A 24,700-nucleotide genomic window follows, 5' to 3' on the forward strand; every position below is an offset into this window, starting at 1 on the left:
CCCGGAGGGCGGTGGTCCCGGAGGGCGGTGGACCCGGAGGGCGGTGGACCCGGAGGGCGGTGGACCCGGAGGGCGGTGGACCCGGAGGGCGGTGGACCCGGAAGCCGGGAGGGGCGAGTTCAGGCGTGCGGGTGGTCCCGCGCCCCGGCGGGCACCTCACGGTGGTCCGTCCGGACCACGGCCCCCGGGCCCCGGGCCCCGGGCCCACCACTGGCTACGCCACCGTGCGGATGAGCTTCTTGTTGACGAACTCCTCGATGCCCGGTCGGCCCAGCTCGCGGCCGAAGCCGGAGCGCTTGATGCCGCCGAAGGGCAGTTCGGCGCCCTCGGCGCCGACGCCGTTGACGAACACCATGCCGGCCTCGATGCCGTCGGCGACGCGGGCGGCCTGGACGGGGTCCGTGGTGAAGACGTACGAACCGAGGCCGTACGGGGTGTCGTTGGCGATCCGCAGCGCGTCCTGTTCGTCGGCCGCCCGGAAGACCATGGCGACCGGGCCGAAGAGTTCCTGACGGGCCGCGGCGTGCTCGGTGGTGAGACCGGTGAGGACCCCGGCCGGGAAGTGGGCGCCGTCGCGTTCGCCCTCGGTGTGCAGTGTCGCGCCTTCCGCGACGGCGGCGGCCACCTGGCGCTCCAGGGTGTCGGCCGCGGCGACCGAGGACAGGGGAGCCCCGGACTGGCGGGCGAGGAGCGCGGCGGTGAACTTCTCCACGAACGCGTCGTAGAGGCCGGCGGTGACGACGAACCGCTTGGCGGCGTTGCATGCCTGGCCGGTGTTGTCGAGGCGGGCGGCGACGGCGGCGTCCACGACGGAGTCGAGGTCGTCGGTGGACAGCACGATGAACGGGTCGGAGCCGCCGAGTTCGAGGACGACCTTCTTCAGGTGCCGTCCGGCGATCTCGGCGACGGCGGCACCGGCGCGTTCCGAGCCGGTCAGGGACACGCCGTGGACGCGCGGGTCGGCGATCACGTCGGCGATCTGCTCGTTGGTGGCGTACACGTTGACGTACGCGCCGGCGGGGAAGCCGGCCTCGGCCACCAGCCGCTCCAGCAGCGCCGCGGTGTCCGGGCACTGCGGGGCGTGCTTGAGGACGATGGTGTTGCCCAGGGCGAGGTTCGGGGCGGCGAACCGGGCGACCTGGTAGGCGGGGAAGTTCCACGGCATGATGCCCAGCAGCACCCCCACCGGGCCGCGGCGGACGACGGCACGGCCCGGGCCGGAGGTGACGGTCAGCTCCTCGTCGGCGAGGAACTCCTCGGCGTGGTCGGCGTAGTAGTGGTAGATGTCGACGCAGAAGTCGACCTCGCCCTCCGCCTCGTCGAGCGGCTTGCCCATCTCGCGCACGATGCCCGCCGCCAGTTCGGCGCGGTGCTCGGTGTGCAGGTCCCCGAGCCGGCGCAGCAGCGCGGCGCGCTCGGCCACGGTGCTGCTCCGCCCCCAGGCGGTGGCCGCGTGGGCGGCGGCGACGGCCTCGCTCACCTCGGTGTCGGTGGCGGTCGGGTAGGTCCGGGCGGTCGTGCCGGTGGACGGATCGGTGACGGCGTACATCAGGTCTCCAGGAAGTGCGGGGGGGTGGGGCCGCGTCGCCCCACGTCCCAGTGTGGCTCGGGGCCGGTCGTGCCGCGTCCGGGCACGGCGCGGGGTTGGTCGTGCCGTGTCCTACGGTTCGAGGATGGTGCGGGTCCCGACGGCGGACTTGAGGTCGTCGAAGGCGGCGGCCGCCTCGTCGAGCGGGCGGACGTTGCCGATCAGCTCGTCCAGCGGCAGTCGGCCGGCCAGGTGGAGGCGGGCCAGCTTCGGGATGTCGATCGCGCCGACGCTGGAGCCGTAGTTGCAGCCGAGGACGCGCTTCCCCTGGTCGGCGAGGTCGAAGAGGTTGAACGCACCCGTCGCGTCGACGGGGGCCATGCCGACCAGGACGGCCGCCCCGCCGGAGGTGAGCATGCCCGGAAGGGTCTCGATGACCTTGGGGCTGCCGATGGCCTCGAAGGCGTAGTCGGCCCCGCCGAGCTGCTCCTGGCACCAGGCGGCCACGTCGGTCGTGGCGGCGTCGAGCGTGTGGGTCGCTCCGAAGCGTTCGGCGGCGGCCAGGCGCTCGGGCGAGAGGTCGACGGCAATGATGGGGTCGGCCCCCACCAGGCGCAGGCCCATCACCACGGACAGGCCCACTCCTCCGGCGCCGACGACGACGGCGGATTCGCCGGGTCGTACGCCGGCGGTGTTCATGACCGCGCCGATGCCGGTGGAGATCGAGCAGCCCAGGAGGGCTCCGATGCCGAACGGCAGCTCGTCGGGGACCTTGACCGCGGCCGACTCGGGAACGACGACCCGGCTCGTGAACGCGCCGAGGCCCAGGTAGGGCCAGACCTCCTCGCCCCGGGCGTCGGTGATGGGGGTCGTGCCGTCGGGCAGGGTGTTCGCCACGGCCCGGGTGCCGGTGCACAGCCAGGCCATGCCGGCCAGGCACTTGCGGCAGCGGCGGCAGGGCGCGAACCAGGAGAGGACGACGTGGTCGCCCGGCTCCACCGCGGCGACCCCCTCGCCCACGGCCGTGACCACCCCGGCGGCCTCATGGCCCAGGACGAGGGGGCGGTCGCTGGGCCAGTCGCCCGTCAGGATGTGCAGGTCGGAGTGGCACACCCCGGCGGCGCGGACGTCGATCTCGACCTCGCCCGGCCCGGCGGGCCGGTGGGAGATCTCTCGGACGTGCAGTCCCGCGACGGGGTCGTAGGCGACGGCGGGGGAAAGGTGCGCGGACATCAGTGAGCCTTGATCTCTTCGGACGACGGGGTGGAGGAGAGCCGGGTGTGGGGTTTGGCGACGGCGACGTAGACCAGGCCGACGACGAGCAGTGCGGAGAAGACCAGGACCACGGCCCAGACCTGGATCCAGCTGCCCGACGGCGGGGCGAGTTCGGCGCGGGGCCAGGCGATGTTGACCGCCTCGAACAGCAGCCACACCACGGCGAGGACGTTGATCACCAGGCCGGCCCGGCCCAGGCGGAATTCGCCCTCCGACGGGTTCCAGCGGCCGCGCAGACGTGCGAAGAGGGCGACGAGGGCGACCGTCAGGAAGATGAAGTAGAAACCGCCGGAGCCGAAGGAGATGAGCGTGGCCGCCGCGTTGCCGTTGAGCCCGAGCAGCAGGCCCAGTCCGGCGAGGACGGCCGTGGCGGTGAGCGAGACCCAGGGGATCTGGCGCTCTCCGACCTTCGCGAGCTGGGTGGAGCAGGGCAGCTGCCGGTCCCGTGCGAAGGCGTAGACGGCCCGGCCGATGTAGGTCTGGATCGAGATGGCGCAGGCGAAGAACGCGACCAGGACGACGAGGACGAACGGCTTCTCGCTCCAGCCGCCCAGGCTCTGCGTCACCGCTTCGAAGACGGGGTCCGCGGTCTTCCCGGAGACGGCGTCCTCGGGGCGGCGCAGCGAGAACGTCACCGCGACCGAGGTCAGCAGCACCGTGAACGCCACGAACACGTAGGAGCGCAGCAGCGCCCGGGGCACGCTGCGTCGCGGCTGCTCGGTCTCCTCGGCGACCTGCGTGGTGGCGTCGAACCCCAGGAAGGCCCAGCCGGCCACGGCCAGGCACGTCACGAACCCGGCCACGACGGACCCGCCCGAGGCGGACTCCGCGCCCAGGGTGTCGAACAGGATGCCGAAGCCGTTGTTGCGGGCGAAGAGCAGCAGGAACACGCTGATGGCGATGGAGGCGACGCCTTCGGCGACGATGCCCGCGTTGAGGAAGTGCTTGACCGGGTTGACGCCGAGCAGGTTGATGCCCAGGGCCACGACGATGAAGACCACCCCGAGCAGCACATGGGTCAGCGGTGACAGCGCCGAGTCGCTGAAGAGCATGTGCAGCCAGGTGGAACCGAGGTAGGCCACGGTGGTCAGGGAGGCGATGGCCGAGGCCAGGTAGATCCAGCCCACCAGCCAGCCCAGCCGGGGGCCGCCCAGGCGGCGGACCCATTGGTACACGCCGCCGGTGATCGGGAACTGCGAGGAGAGCTCGGCGTAGACCGTGGCGACCAGCAGCTGTCCCAGGAACGCGACGACGACCGCCCAGATCCAGGTGGGGCCGGCGAAGACGAACCCGAGCTGGACGACGGCGTAGATGCCGACCACCGGGGAGATCGTCGCGAAGCCGAGGGCGAACACGGCCCACGCGGAGAGGGTGCGTTTGAGTTCCTGTTCGTAGCCGTACTGAGCCAGGTCGCCGGCATCGGCGCGGTTGTGGTCCACGTTCGTCTCCTGGCATTGCTACGGGCGCGCGTCCTGCGGCGCTCACAGGGGTGGGGGTCGGCCGTCGGCCTGCCGTTCCTACCAGCTACGGGGCTGGTGCCACGGCAGCCGTACGGGCGGCGACCATGTATTGGCTCCAGAGCCAATTGTCATTTGGCTGCACAGCCAATAGCATCATTGCCATGACGTCAAGGGGTGCAGGACGGCAGGTTCGCAAATCGGCGGCCGAGCGCCGCCGCGAGATCGTGGCGGCGGCCGCGCGGGTCGGGCTGGAGGAGGGCCTGGAGTGCGTCACCCGCCAGCGGATCGCCGATGGTCTCGGAGTGCAGTCCGGACTCATCCACCACTACTTCCCGGTGGTCGAGGAACTGGTGGCCGAGGCGTTCGCCGAGGCCACCACGGCGGAGCTGGACGGCCTGCTGCCCGAGGCGGCGGACGGGTCCGAGGACGGCGACCCCCTGGGGGCGCTCCGGCGCTTCTTCACACTGATCTCGGGCGCCGAGTTCGACAACGTGAGCAAGCTCTGGCTCAACGCGCGCCACCTGTCCCGCTACCGCCCCGCGCTCCACGGCCAGGTGGTGAGCCAGGAGCTGCGCTGGTGCCGCCGCATCGAGCAGATCGTCGCGCGGGGCGTGGAGGAGCGGGCGTTCCGCTGCGACGATCCATGGGCGGCCGCCGTACGCATCCTCGCCGTCGTCGACGGGGCCAGCGCGTACATCAACACCAGCGCCGACCGGCGCGCGGCGCCCCTCACCGACCTCGCCCGCACGCTCGCGGAAGCGGAACTGGGCCTGCCGGCCGGTGGCCTGCGCATGCCCTGAGTCATCGCCCGCCCATGCCGCCCGCCCCGCCGGGTGCCGCGGCCCGTGAACGGATCGCGCGGGTGACGGGGCACGTCGTGACATGGCCTTTCCGACGGCGGGCGTGGTCTTTCCGCGATGGCAGGCGTGACCTTTCCAACAGCGGCAGGTGAACCGTCTCGGCCTCCTCGCTCGTGCGGGAGATGCCGGGGTGCTCACGCCTCCCGGCCCGCTGCCGGTTCGTCAGGCTCCGGTGGAGTCCTCGTCGCCGAGCGGCCATGCCTCGATGTCGCGATAGTGGATCGGTCCTCGGCTGCGGCCGGCGTTGCTCCCGACCAGGTGCAGGCGTTCGGTGTGCCATCGGCAACCGGTGAATCCGGCGAGTCCTCCGGCGATCTCCCCCACCGAGGTCCGGTCGCCCCGGCGTGCACGGGCCAATGTCAGATGGGGCCGCAGGGGCCTGTCCGCGAAGGCGACACCGCAGTTCTCGACGGTGGTACGCACATCGGCGGCGAGCGTGTGCAGCCCGTCGAGGTCTCCGTCGATTCCGCTCCAGAGCACCCGGTCGTCGAAGTTCCCGCTGCCGCGCAGTGCCAGGCGGAGCGGCCGGTGCTCCGCCGCGAGGTCGGCCAGAGGCGGGCGCAACAGCGGAACCGCCCCGACCGGGAGTTCCCCGAGGAATGCCAGGGTGATGTGCCAGTCCTCCACGCGGTTCCACCGCATCCCGGGGTGCGTGCCGTAGGCGGGGCGCAGCTCCCGGGCCAGTTCTTCTTTCGCGTGGTCGGGCGGGGCGAGCGCGATGAACACGCGCACGGTCGCGGGCTGGGTCTGATCGTTCACACCGGACTTCGTACCGTATCCGGTGGTGGATGCGACGACCCGGGGTACGGCGGGCGGGCGCTCGTCAGCCGCTGGTCCGGTGGGCGATGGCCTGCGGCTCACCGTCGAGGCCTGTCCCGTCGTCCCGGATGAAGACGCCGGCGAAGCCGTTGACGAGGTCGGGGGCCTGTGCCAGAGGGGCGGACCGGTCCTGGCCCGTGCGGGCGTCCAGCATCAGGCCTTCGGAGTTCAGCGACGTGTAGACGACACCGTGCCAGGCCGAGTGGAAACGGGGGGCGCTCCGGTCGTTCGTCGGGAGTTCCCAGAGCTTCTTCCCGGACTCCGCGTCGAGCGCGAACACTCCGTTCTGCCCCGCCTTGAACTTGCCGCAGACGATCGTCGTTCTCCCGTCGTGGGAGCAGAGATCCGGAACCGTGACCACGTCAGGGGTCGCCGTGACGTGTCCGGTGCCGATGTCCACGAGTTTCGTGTCGTACGCGTCGAGGTCGATGCCGAGGGTGATCAGGAGGCGGTGCGGTCCGGCCGGGAGAATGGTCAAGCCTTCCTCGGCCTTGTGCGTCCACACCTGTTCGCCGTCCCTCACGCGCAGCCCGTACACCCGCTCCTCCAGGTAGTCGCCCTGGTCGACGGCCGCGATGACGCCGTCGTCGACAGAGATCACCGCCTCCACTCCGGCTGTCGTCCTGTTCCAGAGAACCTTGCGGGTCGTGAGGTCGATGGCCATGAGATCGCTGCCGTCGACGACGACCGCGATGCCGTTGTCGACAGCAGCGATCTTCAATTCCACGGGCTCCGAGAAACCCGTCGAATCGTCCAGGGGCACCTGGACCCTCCACGCCTGCTTGCCGGTGTTCGCGTCCGCGGCGAGCAGCTCGGCGGCGTACCGCGCACGATGGGTGCCGGTGCCCGGCACCTCGACCGGCATCACGGCCATCGCGAGCCGTGCACCGCGGACATCGGTGACGACGGGTGGCCCCGGCTTCGGCGCCGTGGAGGGGCGCTGCCCCTTCGGCCGGGTGTACACGTGCCGCATCGTGGCCATGTCGACGGCGGCCATGCCGTCCTCCGTCGCGACCCACGCGGTGCCACCGTCGAGGGTGACCGCTCCGGGTGGCAGAACCACCTCCTGGGTGGCGAACCGGGTCACCGGATCGTGGCTGCGCAGCGGGGCCGGCGTCGCGCTGCTGGACGGTCCGGATCCTCCGGGGGACTTCTCGCCCGGGCGCTCCGTGCCCCGGTCCGCCGCTGAACAGCCCAGCAGGACGATGGCGCTCAAGGCCATCAAGCCGACCCGGACACAGCGGTTCCTGTTCATCCGGCGCATTCTTGACTCCTTTTCAGGGGAGGACGGTCACGCGCAGCAGGAACTGTGTGGGAGGAGGGTTGTCTCCCACCGCGACGCACTTGATCCAGGTCCCTCGGCCCTGCGCCGCGAAGTACGCCATGCGGTGGTTGCCGTGGGCGGCGCACAGCGGGGCGAGGCGCACACCCGACGTCGTACAACACACCGGGCGAGGTGCACACCCACGTCGTGCACGCCGGGCGCGGTGGCCGTTGCGCCGGGCGCGGCCACGGCTGCAGGGGCCGGAGCGACGACTCCTCCGAACGCGTTGGAAGGCCCGGCCGGTGCTGCGGCCACTCCCCCGGTCCACGTTCGTTTGATGCTCATGGTGCGCCCCCGGTGCTCGTGCGCGCCATGGTGTTCCGACCGTGTGCCGCGCGTCAGCGCATCCCCTACGCCATGGGGGATCGACAGCTGCGACGGATGGGAACGAGCCGGGCTCCGCGCGGTGGCGGAGCCCTGTACTCCCCGTCCCTGACATCATGGCGTGCGGCGGCATCCGCGAGTTGGCGATGCGTGCGCCGTTACTTGTCTCTCGGCGCGGCCCGTTCCGCATCGGACACACCGCCCAGTGCCGTCTGCCTGAGCTCTCCGGGCGGCACACCGCATCTCGCGCGGAACGCCCGGCTGAATTCCGGCGGGCGCAGGAACCCCCACCGGGCAGCGATGGCTTCGATGGTCGCCCCTCGGGCCGTCGAGACAGCTCGGCCCTTCGAGGCTATTCCCGGCCCTGCCCGGTTGACGCCCCATCAACAGCGCTTCCGTGCCGGGACGCAGAGCCGATGCGGCTTGGATCAGCGGTACCGGTGGTGCTCAGCCGCGCACGCGGCCGGTGGTTCCGCTCACCGAGTTCCCTCGCGAACGGAGGCGGGCTTCTCCGGTGGTCCAGCCGGGCCCGTGTCCCAATCCGCGGCACAGGGGGTTTCGGGTCCTCGGATGGGCGGGAAGCGGGTCTGCCTCCTCAACGAGGGATCCGGCAGTCAGGTCGGCCGCGATGACACGGGGAGCGGGTTCCGTCCCCGCGTCTTCGCCGAGGAACCGGAGTGCCGCCGGTTCCGTGCGCAGCCGCCATGAGGCGGTGCGGGCCTCGCGCTGCCGGTCCGGTACGCGCTTGACGACGACGGGGCTCGGAAGTGTCGGAGCGTTTCGGAGCCGGACCCGGGTCACGGTTCCTGGCTTCAGCGGCTCCCGGCGGTCGACGGCGGCTGGCGAGGCGCACAGTTCGGCCAGGAGGTCCTGCGGAGCGTCGACTCCGCGTGTCCTTCCGGAGGCATCCGTCATCTGCTGGTTCGCTGCCCCGTGCTGGTGTCGGGTGAGGGACCGCAGTCGTCGGCCGACCGGCACGGCGGGGCCATCTCTTCCTTGCGCATCCCCCACGACGGGCCGCCGCTGGGTCCGGTCGGCACCGCCACGGTGAACGGCGCATAGTCGTTGAGGTTTTCGCGCACCGTGAACCCGGCGGAGACCAGGATCGCGGTGATCGCCGAAAGCATCGCCTCCATCACGACCTGCTGATGGACGAGCGCCGGGTCGTCCGGGAGGTTGAGTTCGGCCGCACGCAGCACGCGGTTCTCCAGCCGTGGGCTGGAACGCCAGCCCACGCACACCCCGCCGGCGCCGTCGTCGAAGCCGTCGACGGTGACCTCGACGCCTTGCGACAGCCCGGGATACAGCCCCGGCACCACTACCGGCAAGCCGGCGGCCACCAGTTCGTCCCGCGCCCGGGCCGCGATGCGCTCCCGCTCGGCCAATGTCTCAGGACTCGCTTTTTCCAGCACCGGCACACCCTAAAGGCCGGCCCACGTTCCCGCGTTCCCGAGCCCGGTTTCGCCGTCCGGGAAGAATTGCTCCCCACCGACCGGCCTGCGCGCCTGCCGGCGCCTGTGCGTCTCCGGGCGGGCTCAGTCGTTCACCCCTGCCTCCCGCTTGCGCCGTCGCAGCACGTAGTCGCTGAAGAGGTGCCGGCTCCGGTCGAGCAGTTCCCCCACCTCCGCGTCGCCGAGGCGCGTGTCCGCCGACGGATGCCAGCGCTGCACGGACTGCCCCGCCCAGGTGCGCAGTTTCGCGTCCGGGTCCGCCAGCAGCCCGACCGACGCCCGCAGCGCCACGATCCCGCCGCGCGCGTCGAGCAGCCGGAACGCGGCGAGCCGGACGTGCCGCGGCCGGTCGGGGCCGGTGCGTTCCAGCAGCCAGTCGGCGGGCAGCTGCTCCGCCGATGGCAGCAGGGCCACGACCGTCTCGCGCACCACGCCGGGGGCGGGGTCGTCGAGGAGTGGCCGCAGCTGCTCCGCGTCCGCGCGGTCCAATGCCCGCAGCCCCGCCACCGCCCGTGCCCGTACCCCGGGGACCGGGTGCGCGAGGAACGGCCGCAGCAGCCCGGCATCCGCGCGGTTGCCGCACTCGGCCAGTCCGATGACCGCGCCGGGGAGCGGCACGAGGTCGTCCGGTGCCGTGCACCGTTTCCGGTACCAGGCCCCGGGGTCGCCGCCATGCTGTCGTACGACGTACCTGGCGCAGGCACGCACCAGCGCGGACCGGTCGCCCAGGAACGGCTCCGCCTGCTCCGGCCGCCCCGCTTGTCGCAGTGCGGTGACGCCGGCCGAACGGGTACGCGGGTTGCGCGCGGTCAGCAGTGGCGGCAGCACGTCCTCGTACGCTTCCTCGTCGCGCAGAGCCGTAAGTACCGCTGTGGCGCACAGGTCCTGGACCACGGTGTCCTTGTCCCGGGCGGCCGCGCGGGCCAGCTCGACGGGGCGGAGCGACCGGCCGGCGACGGCCATCCGGTACGCGAATCGCCGCACGTGGCGGTCGGGGGAGGCGAGAAGGGCCGCGAGCTGTCCGCGGGACGCCCCGCGCAGGACCTCTTCGAGCACCTCGCCCCCGAAGGCGCCTCTGGCACGGCGGCCGACGCGCAGGATCAGCGGCGCGAGACCGGTGGCGGAGTCCGCGTCCAGGGCCTCGCGCAGCAGCGGCCGGGCGTGCTCGCGCACCGGTGCGGCCCAATCGGCGCAGCGGATCACGATCAACGGCAGCAGACCGGGATACCAGGGCGACCGGCTCATCGCCTCCTGCCGGATCCGCCCGTCGCGGTGGCAGAGGGCGAGTGCGAGCCGGGGCTCGTCGAGCCGGGTCAGGTCGGCGGGCAGCGGGCCGGCGTGCTCCCACTCCGGCCGGAACCGCGAGCGGTACCAGACCCCTTCACGCACTGCCGCGTCCAGTGCGAGCCAGCTGTCGGGGTCGTCGGCATCGAGCACGTCCCGCAGCGGTGCGCCTCCCGCGAGCCGCACCGCTGCCGCTGCCCCGTCCCCGGTTTCCTTGCGCATTTCCGCCCCTGTCCCGCAGTCGTACCGGGTGATCATAGGCAGCGGGGTGCGCGCGGGCACTCGAATACAGGGCCCCCGGCCCACCGCTCCTCTTCCGTCCCGGCCCTTGAAGGCCCATGGCCGTGCCTCGGTGCCGCCCGCAGGCCATGGGCGCGGTCAGGGGCAGGGGTTCATCGGGTGAGGAAGTCGAACAGGATCTGCCGGCTCGTCTGCGACGTCAGGCTCCCGTACGCGTCGTCGAAGGCGTGCTCCGCGAAGGGGAGCTGCTCGACCGTGGTGTCGACGTACTCGTCGAGGTCGAACGTGGTCAGGATCAGGATCCTCGTCCGGCTGCCCGGTCGTGCCGCGATGCGCCGGGCGGCCTCGATGCCGTCCATGTGCGGCATGCGGATGTCCATCACGACGACGTCCGGGGCCGGCTCGTCGGTTTTCTCCACCGCCTGCACGCCGTCCTCGGCGGTGGCCACCGCCTCGATGTCGGGCTGTACGCCGAGCAGCACGGAGAAGGCGTCACGCACCATCGCCGCGTCCTCCTGGGGAGCCCATCCGGCACGTAGCTCCGCAGAGCTACGTGCCGTGGGCCCGACCCATGGCCCGGCACACGGCTGGACCCGGCACATGGCGCACTCGCTGCTTCGGCGCGAGAGGGTGCGGGAGGACCCGAAGGCCGGCGGTCCGAGTAGCCTCACCCTGTGGTGGATGAAGAGCGGTACGCCCGGTACCGGGAGGACTCGAAGGCACTGGCGGCGATCGGGAAGCACGTCGACGCCCAGGTCGGCCGTGTCACGGTGCGGCTGCCCAGGGCTGTGGCCGAGGCCGCGGTGGATGCCTGGGAGCGCGACGAGTCGGGTGACCTCGGCGAGGAGACCCATGAGCAGTACGCGTTGCGGGACCAGGCCGGCGATCTGGCGCTGATCGGCCTCGTGATCTCGGAGCGCGGCCGCCGGGAGGGGGAGGAGGTCGTGATCGACCTGGATGTCGTCTCCGCGGGGGCAGCCGTGCGGGCGTCACTGTAGTCAGGACGCGCGGGTGACGGCGGCGGACCGGTACGGGTTCCCTCGCCGGAGCGGAGAATTCTGTTTGCCGGAGCGGAGGGGCGCGGACGTGTGCCCTGCCAGGCCGTGCGTCGGAAGTGAATCTTGTGCGTAGGGTGTCGGCATGTCGCTGAGCCGCATAACCCTTTCGTCCGGACGTTCGATCGAGCTCACCGAGCTGCGGATGTCTTCGACCTACGGAGGGATGCTGGAGGGCTACCCGTGCAAGCCCATCAACGACATGAAGGTCAGGGGCCTCCAGCAGCGGGCTGAACGTGCGTTTCCCTCCATGCCGGTCCATCTGGTCCCGCCCTCCCGCGAGTACCCGGACCAGACCGCCGGCGCCTTCGGCCCCGTCGAGGTGCTGCCTTCCGTGGCCTGTATCGGCACCTTCCGATCGACAGCGGTCGCCCCTGAGCTCGACCCGGTACTGCACCGGTCCGCTCTCGCCGTGGTCTGGTTCCAGAGCGTCTCGACCGTCCCGTCGGGCGAGGACGCCGACCTTGCGCTTCGCGGCATTCACTGGGAGGAGCTGGCCCAGGACCACGAGCTCTAGCGAAGGGCGCCGATCACAGCCAGTTCAGAACGGCGCCCCGAACACCCGGGCCCGCCGTCGGAGTTCAGGAGCCCAGCCCGAACTCGCCCCTGTCCGGCCCGTCGCCGCGCCGGAGTCCTCCGCGTCATCGGCCCCGCCGTCCGGTGAGGGAGTGGCGCCCTGCTCCGGTGCGGCAGGCGGCTCGGGGTTAGCCCTGGTCCTGCTCGGCGCCGTCGGAAGCGGCGGGGGCGGGGGCTGCCGGCCTTGCGGGCGTGCTCGCGGCCGAGGTCGGGTTGGCGGGCGTGCTCGCGGCCGAGGGCGGGTTGCCGGCCTCCTCCACGGGGTCGGGAGTCCGGCACCACTGACGTGTTCGGCCAGAAGGGCAGCCGCTTCCCGGCCTTCCTGGCCTCGCCACGCCGTCGCCCATCACAAGGGGCTCGCAAAACCCACCACGTGGGACATCATCTGAAGATGAGGATCTGTCATGTATAGACTCGGGGGGATGACAGGATGGCGGACATATGGGCGACAACCGTCTCGACCAACAGCGTCAGCACGCGCGTCGGCTTCGAATGGTGGTCGTCCATGGTCGCCGAAGCGGTCGTTCCCGTTTCGATCAAGTGCGACCACATCGACTCCTTCGCGGGAGAAGCAGCCTCGCTGCAGCTCGCCCAGACCCAGGTGTCGGCATTCCGCTTCTCCCCCATGTCGGCCCGCCGCACCCCGGCGCACATCCGGCGGGCGGACCCCGAGTCCTACTTCCTCCTCCTGGTCCACGACGGTCCGATCGGGTTGGAGCAACGGCGCAACAACACCCTGCTCAAGGCCGGCGACATGGCCCTGTTCGACACCTCCCATCCCCTGGCCTGCGAATTCATGGGCAGCGAGCAGCTCCCCCGGGTCACTCTGATCCGGCTGCCCAGGACCGCGTTACCGCTTCCCCCCGACCGGACGGACGAACTGGTCGCGACCCTCCTCCCCGCCCGTACCGGATCGGGAGCGCTTCTCGCGTCCTATCTCACCGGGCTGCACGAGCAGGCCCAGCATTGCGACGAGGCAGAACTGCTCCGCCTGGGGAGCGTGGGGTTCGATCTGGCCACCACATTCCTGGCCACACGGCTGGAGGCCGCGGCAGGGCTTCCCGCGGACACCCGCCGCCAGGCCCTCCTGGCCCGCATTCACGCATTCATCGACCACAACCTCGGCGACCCCCGGCTCACACCGACTCACATCGCGGCGCACCACCACATCTCCGTCCGCACTCTGCACCAACTGTTCCGCGCGGAGGCGATCACCGTCGCGGCCACAATCCGCCGACGGCGCCTGGACCGCTGCCGGGCCGACCTCGCCGACCCCCGGCAACGCAGCCGGCCGATCGGTGCACTGGCCGCGCAGTGGGGATTCCCGGTGCCGGCCGAGTTCAGCAAGGCGTTCCGGGCGGCCCACGGCATGACTCCCACGGAATTCCGCCACGAGGCCGCACGGCGAGCACAGGCCGCGTCGGAACACAACTGATGCTGCGCCGATTCCCAAATGCCGTCGTGTCTTCCGTGCCACGGTGAGACCGCACGATTCAGCATCACCGCACACGCCATGCGCCATATCGATCTGCGATTTACGCGGTTCTCCCGCGCGAATCCCTGTTCCCGTGGAGGGAAGATGAAACGCTTTCTGGTACCGGTGGCCGGATTGCTGCTCGTCCTGGCCGGAGCTTCCACCGCCGCGGCCGCGCCCGTCGAGCCCGACGGTCCGGCAGTGGCAACACAGGGCAAGACCGGATCGTCCTCGATCTCGATCCAGCACGCGAACTACTGCAACAACTTCGTCAACTACGGCACGTCGTGGAGAGCGGACTGCAACGTCGACTACGGACGCTCCGGGGCATGGACCCAGTGCTCGGACGGTACGGAGATCTGGGGCCCGCTGGTCGGTCCGGGCTACTGGATCTTCGGTGGCAGCTGCTCCGGTCACGGCAGCGTGCGGGACTGGGGAGTTTACGACGGCTGATGACCCCGCAAGTGCGTTCCTCCCGTTGATTCCCGTCACGGCCGCGCCGTAGGGATCGAGGCGGGTCTGCGGCCACAGCGGATCTTCTCGACCACGTGCGGGTGTGAAAGGGAAAGGAATACGGAAAAAGGGGCCGCCTCCGCTCTCGCAGCGGCGGCGGCCCCTCTGGTTGACCGGAAAGCACCCCCCACCGTGCCACCGCGAGTCGAATGCGCCCTCGCCCCGGCTCCCTGCTGGAGACGCGGCAGATGATCAGTCAGATGCCGGCGGACCGGGCCGGACGGCGCTTCGCCGTACTGCAGCGTCCTCGTGGATGAGTGGCCGTCCGTGCGCAAGAAGCCCGTCACCCGGATGGCGGCCAAAACCACTGCCTGATTCGCGCAGCGGCCCGTCACCGGGCGAAGAGGATCCGCTTCCGCTGTCGTGCGGGAAGCGCTCCGGCTCCGACGATGCCGCCCGGGAACCCGCTCGTTGTCCGGATGCTCCCACATCGTCTCGCGGTACCGACCCGAGTGGTGGGTGACCGCTGGGATCGTCCGTCCCGAACGCCCGGTCACCCGAGCTCCTGCTCAGTCGAGCCTCCGGCCAATCGGGCTTCCGGTCAATCGACCATGGCAAATATTGACGGCAAGTCAATTCTGCTGAAAAACACTCACTTGAGGCCACGAATCGGAGGGCCGTCTTGCCGCCCGGCTCGACACCCTGGTGTGATGACCCATTCGGACCGGCAGGACTGGGAGCATCGGCATTCGTGGGGTGGCGGCAGGGCCGCTCCAGGGCCCGCTGGAGGGAAACGTTTCATGGGCGAGAACACAGGGGAACTGAGAGTGCGGTTCCGGATTCTGGGCTCGTTCGAATGCTGGGACGGGTCGGAACGCGTTCGGGTGGGTGGCCCCGTGCACGAGAAAGTGCTGGTCACGCTCCTGCTGGAACCCCAGCGTGTGCTTCCCGTCTTCCGTCTGGTGGAAGCCGTCTGGGACGAGAACGCGCCCGCCACCGCCGCCCATCAGGTACGCAAGGCGGTGGCGGAGTTGCGTCAGCGCATTCCCGACGGGCGCAATCTGATCGTCACCGAGGGGCCGGGTTACCGGGCGCTCACCGCACCCGACCAGGTGGACCTCAGCAGGTTCACACAGGGGCTGAAACAGGCCAGGGAAGCCACTGCCGCCGGACAGAACGCGCTCGCCGCCACGGCGTTGCGCGAGGCGCTGGAGTTATGGCGGGGGCCGCTGTTGTCGGGCAGCGGCGGCTCGGTGCTCGCCGCCGCCTCCGCGGCCCTGGAGGAACGGCGCCTGACGGCCGTCGAGCAACTCTTCGACCTGCGGCTCGATTCGGGAGAGAACGGTGAACTGATCGGCGAGTTGAGGGAGTTCATCGACGCGCACCCGCTGCGCGAGACCCTGCGCGGCCAGCTGATGCTCGCCCTCTTCCGATCCGGCCGCCAGGCGGAAGCCCTGGAAGAGTTCGCCAAGGTCCGCGAGTTCCTGATCGACGAACTCGGCATCGGACCCGGCGACTCGCTCACCGAGCTGCACAACGCCATCCTGCGCAACAGCCCCGAGCTCGCCGCCCCGCCGCAGACCACCGTCGCCCCCTTCACCCCGGAGGGCAAACCCTCCACCCTCCCCTACGACCTGCGCGACTTCACCGGCCGTGAGGAGGAGGTCCGCGAACTGCTCGGATTCGTCGCGGAAGCCCCCGGCACGGGGCCCCTGATCATCGCCATCGACGGCATGGGCGGCAGCGGCAAGACGTCGCTCGCCGTACGGGCCGCCCATCAGCTCGCCGACAGCTACCCGGACGCGCAGCTCCACATCGACCTGCGCGGCTTCACGCCCAGTGGGCAGCCGCTCAGCGCGGGCGCCGCCGCCGAGGCCCTGCTGCGGGCGCTCGGCGTTCCGGGCGACCGCATCCCGGACGACGCGGAGGGCCGCATCGCCCTGTGGCGGCGCACCATGAGCACCCATCGCATGATCCTGCTGCTCGACAACGCCCTGGACGAGTCGCAGGTGAGGCCGCTCCTCACCTCCCCCACCGAAACCCTCGTCCTCGTCACCAGCCGCGCCCTTCTCGTGGACCTCGACGCCGCGCACACCGTCTCGCTCGGCGTCATGCCGCCCGGCGACAGCGTCGCCCTCGTCGAGGGGGTCCTCGGCCGTACCCGCGCCCGCGCCGAGCCGGAGGCCGTCGCGCAACTGGCGGAGCTCTGCGGTCACCTTCCGCTCGCCCTGCGCATCGCGGCCGCCCGGCTGCGCAAGCGCCCCCGCTGGACCGTCCGCTACCTCGTCGACAGGCTCCGCGACGACGCCCACCGGCTGGCCGAGCTCAACTCGGGCGAGCGCAGCGTCGAAGTGACGTTGCGGCTCTCGTACGAGGGCCTGGCGGCCGAGACCCGGGAGGCGTTCAGGATGCTGGGCCAGCATCCTGGGACCGAGATCGACGTGTACGCGGCCGGCGCCCTGCTCGACAAGAGCGCGAGGGACGCGGAGGGGGTCCTCGAGTACCTCCTGGACATGCACCTGCTCCAGCAGCACGAGACCGGTCGCTACGCCTTCCACGACCTGGTCCGCAGCTTCGCCCAGAACCTCTCGCGCGGCAGTGCGCGCACCGATGCCGAACCCGGCGCTGCGAACGCGGGCGCGGGTGACGAGGAGGCCGCGCGCGCCGTGCGCCGGCTCCTGGACTTCGCGCTGGCCGCGACGGACGCCGCCTGCGACATGCTCTTCCCCGGACGTGCCCGGATAAGCCGCCCCGAGCCCCGGTCGGCCGCCGAGCTCCCTCCGCTCGGCACCCCGGACCAGGCCCGGGAATGGCTGGAGCGGGAGCAGGACTCGCTGATGGCCGCCGTCTCGCTGGCGTACCGCTGGGAACTGGACAGCCATGTGGGGCTGCTCGCCGCCAATGTCGTCTTCCCTCTGGACCTGCGTGGCCGGCTGGAGGAGTTCCGGGAGCTGAGCCGCACCGCGATCACCGCCGCCCGCCGACTGGGCGATCCGGCCCTGTTGCGGCTGAGTCTGTCCAATCTCTCCGTGGCCTGCTGGAAGCTCGGGCGCTTCGAGGAGGGGATCGAGGTGGCGGAGGAGGCGTTCGAGCTGGCCGTCGGTCTCGCCGACCGACGCGGCGAGGCCAAGGACACCGGCGTCCTGGGCCTCCTGCTCAGTGCGCTGGGGCGGTACCACGAAGCGCTTCCCCGGCTCCAGCAGTCCATCTCGATCAAGCGGGAGCTCGGGGCGGAGCGTGCCGAGGCCGAGTCCTTGACCAACCTGAGCAATCTGTACGCCGAATGGAGGCGCTTCCCGGAGGCGGTGGAGGCGGCCACCCGTGCCATCACGCTCTCCCGCGGCATCGGTTCCGTCGACAAGGAGGTCGAAGGGCTCACGGAGCTGGCGATCGCCAGGCTCGGCATGGGCGAGGTCGACACGGCCGCCGATCTGCTGGGCCGGGCCCGCGAACTGGCCGTGGACGTCATGTCGCCCGCCGACATGTCCTTGCTGCTCGCCCTGTCCGCCGAGGCCGCCGACCGGCTCGGCGAGAGCAAGCCGGCCACCGAGTGGGCGGAGTCGGCGCTGCAGTTGGGGGACCTGAGCGGCGCACCGATGCGCGAGGCCGCCGTCGGCAACATCGTCGGCCGGCTGCACACCCGCAACGGCCGCTACTCCCTCGCCCTCGACCTCCACCAGCACGCCCATGACGCGGCCTCCGGCATCGGCTACCGGGTGGAGGAGGCGCACGCGCTGGCCGGTATGGCGCACGCCCTGGAGCACCTCGGCGACCACGGTTCGGCCCGGGTCCACCGGGAGACGGCGAACAAGGCGTTCGAGGCCATGGGGATTCCCGCGGCCCGAACGGTCTGACGGGGTTCCCCGTCCGAGCCGCGGCCGAGTACCGCTGCCGCGCGGCCGGTTCCCGGCATCCGCATCACCGAACGCGGGGAAGGCCGGTGCCGCGCTCTCCTCGGCGGAGAGCGGGGCACCGGCCTTCCAGCAGGGGGGCCTGTGCGGCGACGGGGGTCAGGCGGCGAAGTTGGGGCCCTCACCACTGGGCGCGGGACCGACGTTCGGGCCCTCGCCGTCGAGCGCGGGAACCACGTTCGGACCCTCGCCATCGGATGCGGGACCGACATTCGGACCCTCGCCGTCGGACGCGGGACCGGCATTCGGTCCCTCGCCGTCGAGTGCGGGAACCACGTTCGGACCCTCGCCGGAGCTCGGCACCACCGGCGTGGTGTTCGGGCCTTCACCACTGTTCGGGCCCTCGCCGGTGTTCGGGCCCTCGCCCGTGTCCTCGTCGGCGGCCTCGAAGCCGGTGCTCTTCAGGACCAGGTGCGCGGCGGCCGTGGAATCGAGCTCGGCGCCACCCGTGAGGTTCGCCGTGGCGGCAGCGCCGCCGACCGTGAGAACGGCCGCCGTGAGGATTCCCGCCATCGTGAGCACCGAGTTCCGCATCTGAATCCCGCCTTCTGGAGTGGTTCTGCCTGGGCTTTCCTGCTGACAGGAATGACTTTGTCGTCCCCCGCTCCCGGGTTGTTCCGCTTCGGTTACCGGCTCCCCCGGGGGACCGGGAACACAGCGGGAAACCCTGGGAAGCCCGGGAATCCCGCACCGCCGGGCGCGGGAAGACCCGCGTCCGGGAAGCGGGGATCCGGTACGGGCGCCCACGCAGAACGCCCGGCCGGGAAACCCCGGTCGGGCGCTTGCGTGGACCACTCGTGGACCCCTGCGGGAGGGGACCGGTCAGACCTGGCTGTCGAGGACGGCCGCCGTCCGGGCGGCCAGTTCGGCGGGGGTGAGGGCGGTGAGCAGGACATGGCCGTCCCGCACCTCCCGTACGTCCGCGAGTGCCGTGATCCGGTCCGGTGCGCCGGACGGATCGGGCAGCGGGACCGCGGCGGCGCAGCCGACCATCGCCGGCGCCTCCGGAGGGCTGCCCGACAGGGCGCGTACGAGTTCCCGTTCCGGCACGAGTCCCGTGGTCAGTTCGATCAGCCTGGAGGTGGGCCAGCTCGCCTGCCGCGGGAGCGACTCGATGACGCGTGGTCCCTCGTCGGTGCGGGCGATGCGGGTGAAGGCGTAGCCGAACTCGTACCCGGCCAGGTCCAGGAGGCCCGTGGCCAGGGCCCGGATCTCCGCTTCCTCCTGCCTGGTGATGGGCGCGGGGAAGGTGTGGAGGGGGGTGTCCTCGCGCACCGCGCCGGTGGGGTCGTCCCCGGTGCCCGCTCCCGGCCCGGAACCGGCCCGGGACGCCCCCCTGCCCGTGAAACGCAGTTCGACGATGCCGGTGACCCGGTGCATCCCCTCCGCCGTCAGCGTCTCCACGCCGTACTCGATGTCGTACGGCGGTGGCCCGCCCTCCGGCACGGTGGGCAGGGTCAGCGCCTCCCATTGGGGGCCGCTGCGCGTCATCAGGCCCCTGATCTGCGACGCGTCGGCGAGCAACCGGGCCGCGGCCGCCGGGTTCGGGGACACGCCGAGGTGTTCGGCCGTCTCCAGCACGGCGGGCAGGGTACTCGCTTCTCCGCAGGCGATCAGCATGCCCACCCGGTGGGTGCGGACGATCTCCGCCAGGTGGTCGCGCAGCTGGTCGTCCGTGAAGCCGGCCGGATCGGCGACCGTGACGACCTGGAATCCGGCCTCCGTCGCCGCGGTCACCAACCGGGGCGTCGGACAGACGAGGAGGAGGGAGCGCGGATCGGAGGAACCGGATCCGGCGGGTGCCGTCACGGCTGCTGCCCCCCGGTGTCCTGCGGTGCGGCGGTGGCGTCGGCGTCGGGAGGTGTGTCGGCGAGCAGGCCGCCCTTCCCCCAGTGGCCGGGGTCCACATCCCGCACGATGACGGTGACGGCCTCCTCGGGGCATCCCGCTATCCGGGACACGCAGGCGGTCAGCTCACCGACCAGTTCCTGGCGTCGGGCACGGTCGTTGCCTTTCCACCAGTCAACGGAAATCACAGGCACGGGAAGCTCCTCTGTTCGCAATGGGACATCTCTGCAAGGTGCGGCCGGCCGATGGACCGGCGGGCGGCCGACCGGGCGGTGCACAGGCGAGTGTGGGAGCGGCCGTTCCCGTATGTTTCCCGCCGTGTTCCCTCCTGGTTCCGTCGGGGGCGGTCGCGGTCCCGACGAGCGGGAACGGGCCGGGACTCCGGCGGGAAGGCGGCCCGGCACGCTCTTTTCCAGTCAAAGGCCCGCCCCGCCACTGGAGCCACGATGAGCCTGCTCAGTCCGACGAAATCGGAGCCGAATCCGTCCTCCACCCCGCGCTCACCGCGCTGTGGGCGCACCGGATCGCTCACCGTCTGCACGGCCGCGGCCTGCGGATCCCGGCCCGGCTGCTGGCCCGGTGGGCACGCCGGGTGACGGCGGTGGAGATCCACCCCGGCGCGGTCCTGGGCCGTCGGGTCTTCATCGACCACGGCGCCGGCGTGGTGATCGGTGAGACCGCCGTCGTCGGCGACGACGTGACCATGTACCACCAGGTCACCCTCGGTGCGGTGGGCTGGTGGAGCGACAACGAGCGGCCCGAGGGCGACCGTCGCCACCCCGTCGTCGGCAGTGGTGTCGTCCTCGGCGCCAATGCCACCGTCCTCGGTCCGGTGACCGTCGGTGACCGTGCGGTCATCGGCGCGCAGGCCCTCGTCAACAAGGACGTCCCCCGCGGTGCCCGGGTGCTCGCGCCCACCGCCGTCATCAAGGAGCCCGGCCGTCGGCCGGAGCTGATGGAGGACGTCTTCACCGTCATCGCCTCCGCGGGTTCCTGGTGACCCGTCACCGCCTCCGCGGGTTCCTGGTGACCCGTCACCGCCTCCGCGAGTTCCTGATGACCCGTCCGAACTCCGTGCCGACCGACTCCCCCGATTGCGAGAGATGAGAACCGTGTCGACCACCGCACAGGCCCCCTCGGCCCACATCGCCCCCGTCCGCCCGGCCGTCGCCTCGCGCATCGAGGACCTCGTCGGCTCCACCCCGCTGCTGGAACTGCGTCTGCGCGACCTGGCGCCCGGTGCGCGGGTGCTGGCGAAGCTGGAGTCCGCCAACCCGATGTCGTCCAGCAAGGACCGGGCCGCCCTCTACATGCTGCGTGCCGCCGAGGAGCGCGGCGCGCTGCGGCCCGGCGGCACCGTCATCGAGGCCACCTCCGGGAACACCGGGATCTCGCTGGCCGCGTTCGCCGCCTCGCGCGGTTACCGCTGTGTCATCGTGCTCCCGGACAACGCCACGGCCGAACGGGTCAAGCTGCTGCGCGCCTTCGGTGCGGAGATCGTCCAGACGCCGAGCGCGCTGGGTTACCCGGGAGCGATCGCCGAGGCGGAGCGGCTGCACGCGGCCACGCCGGGCTCCTGGTTCCCGTGCCAGCACGAGAACCAGGACAACGTCCTGGCGCACTACGAGACCACGGGCCCCGAGATCCATTCCGCGGTGGCGGCCACCGGTCGCCGCATCTCGGCCTTCGTCTGCGGGGTCGGCACCGGAGGCACCCTCACCGGTGTCGCCCGCCACCTCAAGGAGCAGGACCCGGACGTGCGGGTGATAGCCGTCGAGCCGGAGAAGTCGCCGATCCTGTCCCGGGGGTACGCGGGTCAGCACCGCATCCCGGGCCTCAACGGCGGTTTCGTCGCCGACACCACCGACGTCTCGCTCATCGACGAGGTGCTGACGATCTCCGACGAGGACGCCCTGCTCACCGCCCGCCGGCTCGCCACCAGCCAGGGGCTGTTCACCGGTGTCTCGTCCGGCGCCGCCGCCCGTGCCAGTGAGATCGTCGCCCGCAGGGCCGAGTTCACCGACGGTGTGATCGTGACGCTGCTGCCCGACACGGGTGAGCGCTACCTGAGCATGTGGGAGGCCTGATCATGAGTCACGCCATGTTCCGGGCGTACGCGGACGCGGTGAAGGCCGAGATCGGGGTCGCCACGACGACGCGCTTCATCGCTCTCGCGGAGACCACCGACGGGCGGTTCGGGCTCTTCCACCACTCCATGCTGCCGGGCGCCGGCGGCGCCGCACCGCACTACCACTCGCGGATCTCCGAGTCCTTCTACGTGCTGACCGGTGAGGTGCGCCTGCACGACGGCACCGGCTGGCGCACCGCCAGGGCGGGTGACTTCCTGCACGTGCCGGAGAACGCCGTGCACGGTTTCCGCAACGAGAGCGACGCTCTCGCCGAGATGCTGATCATCTTCACTCCGGCCGAGCACCGCGAGGGGTACTTCGAGGGCCTGGCCGCTCTTCTCGCCGACGGCAACCGCCCGTCCCGCGAGGAGATGGTCGCCCTGATGGAGAAGTACGACCAGTTCGAGGTCGACGCCCCCGACACGGATCACGACCACCCGCACACGCACGGGGACGGACCCGCGCACCACCACGGTCCGGACGACACGCACCCGCACCACCACCACTGACCGACGGGGCACCATCCGCCCCGCCCCGTCTCCCCTAGGAGAAACACAGCATGAACCTCGTCAACTGGGGCCGTTTCGGCCTGCTGGCCGCCCTGTGGGGCTGCAGCTTCGCCTTCATCAAGATGTCCCTGGAGGCCTTCGCGCCCCTCCAGCTCGCCTCGGGCCGGCTGATCGTCGGCGCCCTGGTCGTCCTCGGCATCCTCGCCCTGAAGCGGCTCTCCTTCCCCTCCCGGACCCTCTGGGGGCACATCGCCGTCGCCTCCGTCTTCGGCAACGTCGTCCCCTTCACCCTCTTCGCCATCGGTGAGCAGCACACCACCGCGACCACGGCCGGGGTGATCCAGGGCGCGACTCCTCTCATCACGCTGGGCGTCGCCGCGCTCGCGCTCTCCGAGGAGAAGCCGACGGCCCGCAAGGTGGCCGGTCTGGTCGGTGGGTTCATCGGGCTGATCGTGGTCGTCGGACCGTGGAACACCGATGGTTTCGGCACGATCGGCGGGCAGCTCGCCTGTGTCGGCGCCGCGGCGAGCTATGCCGTCAGCTTCGTCTACATCCGCCGCTTCATCGGCCCCCACAAGCTGCCGGCGCTCTCCGTGACCGCCGCCCAGCTGAGCATGGCGGCCGTCATCACCGTGGTGGTCACCACGTTCATGACCGGCTGGACGCTGCACGGCGACCTCACCCTCAAGCCCCTGCTCGCCCTGCTGGTCCTCGGCGCCGCCTCCACCGGTATCGCGTTCGCCCTGCTGAACCGGCTGATCGCGGACGCCGGTCCGACCACGGCGTCAGGTGTGAACTATCTGGTGCCGGTGTTCTCCGTCGTCGTCGGGGTGCTGGCCCTGGGCGAGCCGCTGACCTGGAACGTGCCGGTGGGCGGTGTCGTCGTGATCGCCGCGCTCGCCGTCGCGGAGGGGCGTGTCTCCGCCCTGTCACGGCGGGCGAAAGCGGTGCCGCCGGCGCCGGTCGCGGCCGCCCGCGTACCGGAGGAGTCCTGCCCGTAACGAGCCACGACACAACGCGGCACGACACGACACAACGCAACGCGATGCAGCACAACGCACTGAGCCGGGGCCGGCGCGGACACCCTTCCAGGGGGTCCGCGCCGGCCCCGTTCCGTTGTGTTGTTTTCCTCAACTCCCTTTTTCAGAAGTGGAGTTGAGTTCCCGATGAAGAGTCTTCCGGTACGGGACGGTTCCCGGTCATCTCCTTCGCCGCGGTAGCGAAGCGGGAGTACGGCGGGACCGGCCGGGGCGAAGTTGGGACCACAGGACGAGGACGGGGTCGCCCCTCCCACTCCTTCCCCGCCCTCCCCTCGTCTCCTCCTCACCTCCAAGGAGTCCTTCGCATGACGCGCACATCCGCCTCGGGAACCCTCGCCGCATCCCCCCTCGGGGACGCCCGGATCGTCACGGCCGCCGAGTTCGTCTTCGCCCCGCTGCCCGGCCGGCGCACCACACTCGCCACCCCGGTGAGCCCCGCCGCGGGCGCCACGCACGTCACCCTGCACGTCGTGCGCATCGCGGCGGGCGAGTCCTTCAGCCCGGACGGGAGCGTCGGGGAGGAGAACACCGCGGTCGTCTTCGACGGCCGCGGCACCGCGACGGTCGGCTCCCGCAGCCACCGGGTCGAACGGTCCCACGCCGTGTACGCGCCCACCGGGCAGGTCCTGGACCTCACGGCCGACGCCGGGGGACTGACCGTCTACATCTGGCGCACACCGCTCGCGGCGGGCCGCAGGCCCGGCACGGACCCCGAGCCCTTCTCCACCCTCTGGGACGAGACCACCCAGCTGCGCGGCTTCGGCGGCACCGGCCAGATCGCCCCCGACGCCGACCGCGCCACCATGAACTTCGTCTTCTGGCCCGGCAACGGCAGCAGCCAGCTCTGCCTGCACTGCGGCATCCAGCAGCCGGGCCAGACCTTCAACGTACATCTGCACCCCGACAGCGACGAGGCGTTCATCGCCTTCGAGGGCATCGGCCAGATGTACCTGCGCGACCGCTGGATCGACGTCGCCGCCGGGGACGTCCTGTACGCGGCGCCCGGCGTCCTGCACGGAGCACGCAACCCGCACACCGATCCCGACGCCCGCCGCTTCGTGACCTGCGGCGGTCCCAGCCCGTACGACCCGGCGCTCTACTCCGCCGCCGGTCTCTCCTCCGACGTCAGGTGATCTGAGC

Annotated in this window: 23 protein-coding genes; 11 read left to right on the forward strand and 12 right to left on the reverse strand. The window is 71.4% G+C overall.

Features of this window, described 5'->3' with window-relative positions:
- Window positions 1–214: 214 nt before the first annotated feature.
- From EAO76_RS13600 to EAO76_RS13610, 3 genes are all read right to left on the reverse strand, one after another.
- A complete protein-coding gene (locus EAO76_RS13600; protein ID WP_148836199.1) occupies window positions 215–1,549 on the reverse strand; it encodes an NAD-dependent succinate-semialdehyde dehydrogenase in 1,335 nt (444 codons plus the stop codon).
- Between the two features lie 111 nt (window positions 1,550–1,660).
- A complete protein-coding gene (locus tag EAO76_RS13605; RefSeq protein ID WP_148836200.1) occupies window positions 1,661–2,761 on the reverse strand; it encodes an alcohol dehydrogenase catalytic domain-containing protein in 1,101 nt (366 codons plus the stop codon).
- Complete coding sequence (locus tag EAO76_RS13610) at window positions 2,761–4,242, reverse strand: APC family permease (protein ID WP_148836201.1); 1,482 nt, start codon at window positions 4,240–4,242, stop codon at window positions 2,761–2,763. The genes EAO76_RS13605 and EAO76_RS13610 overlap by 1 nt, the downstream gene beginning before the upstream one ends.
- A gap of 182 nt (window positions 4,243–4,424) precedes the next feature.
- Here EAO76_RS13610 and EAO76_RS13615 point away from each other — a divergent pair, with 182 nt between their 5' ends.
- Window positions 4,425–5,063: a TetR/AcrR family transcriptional regulator gene (locus EAO76_RS13615; protein ID WP_148836202.1), complete on the forward strand. Its 639-nt coding sequence runs from the start codon at window positions 4,425–4,427 to the stop codon at window positions 5,061–5,063.
- Window positions 5,064–5,285: 222 nt separating this feature from the next.
- Here EAO76_RS13615 and thpR read toward each other — a convergent pair whose 3' ends face one another.
- The 6 genes from thpR to EAO76_RS46160 all read right to left on the reverse strand — a co-directional run bounded on the left by thpR (window position 5,286) and on the right by EAO76_RS46160 (window position 11,068).
- The gene (thpR, locus tag EAO76_RS13620; protein ID WP_148836203.1) at window positions 5,286–5,882 is read right to left on the reverse strand and encodes an RNA 2',3'-cyclic phosphodiesterase; all 597 of its coding nucleotides are present in this window, start codon (window positions 5,880–5,882) and stop codon (window positions 5,286–5,288) included.
- Window positions 5,883–5,946: 64 nt separating this feature from the next.
- A complete protein-coding gene (locus tag EAO76_RS13625) occupies window positions 5,947–7,206 on the reverse strand; it encodes a PQQ-binding-like beta-propeller repeat protein (protein WP_148836204.1) in 1,260 nt (419 codons plus the stop codon).
- 13 nt (window positions 7,207–7,219) lie between these two features.
- Entirely contained in the window at window positions 7,220–7,369 is a 150-nt protein-coding gene (locus EAO76_RS44515) for a hypothetical protein (protein ID WP_187438604.1), read from the reverse strand.
- A 1,132-nt stretch (window positions 7,370–8,501) separates the two neighbouring features.
- Window positions 8,502–9,002, reverse strand: coding sequence for a hypothetical protein (locus EAO76_RS13635; protein ID WP_148836205.1), 501 nt, complete (start codon window positions 9,000–9,002; stop codon window positions 8,502–8,504).
- Window positions 9,003–9,125: 123 nt separating this feature from the next.
- Window positions 9,126–10,547: a hypothetical protein gene (locus tag EAO76_RS13640; RefSeq protein ID WP_187438605.1), complete on the reverse strand. Its 1,422-nt coding sequence runs from the start codon at window positions 10,545–10,547 to the stop codon at window positions 9,126–9,128.
- A 170-nt stretch (window positions 10,548–10,717) separates the two neighbouring features.
- Window positions 10,718–11,068 (reverse strand): response regulator transcription factor, encoded by a 351-nt coding sequence (locus tag EAO76_RS46160; RefSeq protein ID WP_376042610.1) that lies wholly within the window; start codon window positions 11,066–11,068, stop codon window positions 10,718–10,720.
- A 171-nt stretch (window positions 11,069–11,239) separates the two neighbouring features.
- Here EAO76_RS46160 and EAO76_RS13650 point away from each other — a divergent pair, with 171 nt between their 5' ends.
- From EAO76_RS13650 to EAO76_RS13670, 5 genes are all read left to right on the forward strand, one after another.
- Window positions 11,240–11,563, forward strand: a complete 324-nt coding sequence (locus tag EAO76_RS13650) for a hypothetical protein (RefSeq protein ID WP_148836206.1) — start codon at window positions 11,240–11,242, stop codon at window positions 11,561–11,563.
- Between the two features lie 142 nt (window positions 11,564–11,705).
- Window positions 11,706–12,137: a hypothetical protein gene (locus EAO76_RS13655; protein ID WP_148836207.1), complete on the forward strand. Its 432-nt coding sequence runs from the start codon at window positions 11,706–11,708 to the stop codon at window positions 12,135–12,137.
- 489 nt (window positions 12,138–12,626) lie between these two features.
- A complete protein-coding gene (locus tag EAO76_RS13660; protein ID WP_148836208.1) occupies window positions 12,627–13,631 on the forward strand; it encodes a helix-turn-helix domain-containing protein in 1,005 nt (334 codons plus the stop codon).
- A 144-nt stretch (window positions 13,632–13,775) separates the two neighbouring features.
- Window positions 13,776–14,123 carry a hypothetical protein gene (locus EAO76_RS13665; RefSeq protein WP_262375446.1) on the forward strand — a complete coding sequence of 116 codons (348 nt, stop codon included), beginning with the start codon at window positions 13,776–13,778 and terminating at the stop codon, window positions 14,121–14,123.
- Window positions 14,124–14,923: 800 nt separating this feature from the next.
- Window positions 14,924–17,977 carry a BTAD domain-containing putative transcriptional regulator gene (locus tag EAO76_RS13670; RefSeq protein WP_148836209.1) on the forward strand — a complete coding sequence of 1,018 codons (3,054 nt, stop codon included), beginning with the start codon at window positions 14,924–14,926 and terminating at the stop codon, window positions 17,975–17,977.
- A gap of 156 nt (window positions 17,978–18,133) precedes the next feature.
- Here the strand turns inward: EAO76_RS13670 and EAO76_RS13675 are convergent, their stop codons facing one another.
- From EAO76_RS13675 to EAO76_RS13685, 3 genes are all read right to left on the reverse strand, one after another.
- Window positions 18,134–18,568 carry a hypothetical protein gene (locus tag EAO76_RS13675; protein WP_148836210.1) on the reverse strand — a complete coding sequence of 145 codons (435 nt, stop codon included), beginning with the start codon at window positions 18,566–18,568 and terminating at the stop codon, window positions 18,134–18,136.
- A gap of 288 nt (window positions 18,569–18,856) precedes the next feature.
- On the reverse strand, window positions 18,857–19,771 hold the full coding sequence (locus EAO76_RS13680) for a hypothetical protein (RefSeq protein ID WP_262375447.1): 915 nt from the start codon (window positions 19,769–19,771) through the stop codon (window positions 18,857–18,859).
- Window positions 19,772–19,839: 68 nt separating this feature from the next.
- Window positions 19,840–20,076, reverse strand: a complete 237-nt coding sequence (locus EAO76_RS13685; protein WP_148836212.1) for a 4-oxalocrotonate tautomerase family protein — start codon at window positions 20,074–20,076, stop codon at window positions 19,840–19,842.
- A gap of 275 nt (window positions 20,077–20,351) precedes the next feature.
- Here EAO76_RS13685 and epsC point away from each other — a divergent pair, with 275 nt between their 5' ends.
- From epsC to EAO76_RS13710, 5 genes are all read left to right on the forward strand, one after another.
- Entirely contained in the window at window positions 20,352–20,882 is a 531-nt protein-coding gene (gene epsC, locus EAO76_RS13690) for a serine O-acetyltransferase EpsC (RefSeq protein ID WP_399462055.1), read from the forward strand.
- 103 nt (window positions 20,883–20,985) lie between these two features.
- Window positions 20,986–21,969, forward strand: coding sequence for a PLP-dependent cysteine synthase family protein (locus tag EAO76_RS13695; protein ID WP_148836213.1), 984 nt, complete (start codon window positions 20,986–20,988; stop codon window positions 21,967–21,969).
- A gap of 2 nt (window positions 21,970–21,971) precedes the next feature.
- Window positions 21,972–22,520 carry a cupin domain-containing protein gene (locus tag EAO76_RS13700; RefSeq protein WP_148836214.1) on the forward strand — a complete coding sequence of 183 codons (549 nt, stop codon included), beginning with the start codon at window positions 21,972–21,974 and terminating at the stop codon, window positions 22,518–22,520.
- 50 nt (window positions 22,521–22,570) lie between these two features.
- A complete protein-coding gene (locus EAO76_RS13705; protein ID WP_148836215.1) occupies window positions 22,571–23,521 on the forward strand; it encodes a DMT family transporter in 951 nt (316 codons plus the stop codon).
- A gap of 344 nt (window positions 23,522–23,865) precedes the next feature.
- A complete protein-coding gene (locus EAO76_RS13710) occupies window positions 23,866–24,693 on the forward strand; it encodes a cupin domain-containing protein (protein WP_148836216.1) in 828 nt (275 codons plus the stop codon).
- The last annotated feature ends 7 nt before the right edge of the window (window positions 24,694–24,700 follow it).

The sequence above is a fragment of the Streptomyces sp. sk2.1 genome, from assembly GCF_008120935.1.
In the GTDB taxonomy this organism is placed as follows: Bacteria; Actinomycetota; Actinomycetes; order Streptomycetales; family Streptomycetaceae; genus Streptomyces.

Bases quoted from the DNA above. Each gene is read 5' to 3' on its own strand.
- EAO76_RS13695 (WP_148836213.1), top strand. From the start codon at position 20,986: ATGAGAACCGTGTCGACCACCGCACAGGCCCCCTCGGCCCACATCGCC.
- EAO76_RS13675 (WP_148836210.1), bottom strand. From the start codon at position 18,568: ATGCGGAACTCGGTGCTCACGATGGCGGGAATCCTCACGGCGGCCGTT.
- EAO76_RS13700 (WP_148836214.1), top strand. From the start codon at position 21,972: ATGAGTCACGCCATGTTCCGGGCGTACGCGGACGCGGTGAAGGCCGAG.
- EAO76_RS13660 (WP_148836208.1), top strand. From the start codon at position 12,627: ATGGCGGACATATGGGCGACAACCGTCTCGACCAACAGCGTCAGCACG.
- EAO76_RS13655 (WP_148836207.1), top strand. From the start codon at position 11,706: ATGTCGCTGAGCCGCATAACCCTTTCGTCCGGACGTTCGATCGAGCTC.
- EAO76_RS13665 (WP_262375446.1), top strand. From the start codon at position 13,776: ATGAAACGCTTTCTGGTACCGGTGGCCGGATTGCTGCTCGTCCTGGCC.
- EAO76_RS13625 (WP_148836204.1), bottom strand. From the start codon at position 7,206: ATGCGCCGGATGAACAGGAACCGCTGTGTCCGGGTCGGCTTGATGGCC.
- EAO76_RS13705 (WP_148836215.1), top strand. From the start codon at position 22,571: ATGAACCTCGTCAACTGGGGCCGTTTCGGCCTGCTGGCCGCCCTGTGG.
- EAO76_RS13615 (WP_148836202.1), top strand. From the start codon at position 4,425: ATGACGTCAAGGGGTGCAGGACGGCAGGTTCGCAAATCGGCGGCCGAG.
- EAO76_RS13710 (WP_148836216.1), top strand. From the start codon at position 23,866: ATGACGCGCACATCCGCCTCGGGAACCCTCGCCGCATCCCCCCTCGGG.
- EAO76_RS46160 (WP_376042610.1), bottom strand. From the start codon at position 11,068: ATGGTGCGTGACGCCTTCTCCGTGCTGCTCGGCGTACAGCCCGACATC.
- EAO76_RS13605 (WP_148836200.1), bottom strand. From the start codon at position 2,761: ATGTCCGCGCACCTTTCCCCCGCCGTCGCCTACGACCCCGTCGCGGGA.
- EAO76_RS13640 (WP_187438605.1), bottom strand. From the start codon at position 10,547: ATGCGCAAGGAAACCGGGGACGGGGCAGCGGCAGCGGTGCGGCTCGCG.
- EAO76_RS13670 (WP_148836209.1), top strand. From the start codon at position 14,924: ATGGGCGAGAACACAGGGGAACTGAGAGTGCGGTTCCGGATTCTGGGC.
- EAO76_RS13600 (WP_148836199.1), bottom strand. From the start codon at position 1,549: ATGTACGCCGTCACCGATCCGTCCACCGGCACGACCGCCCGGACCTAC.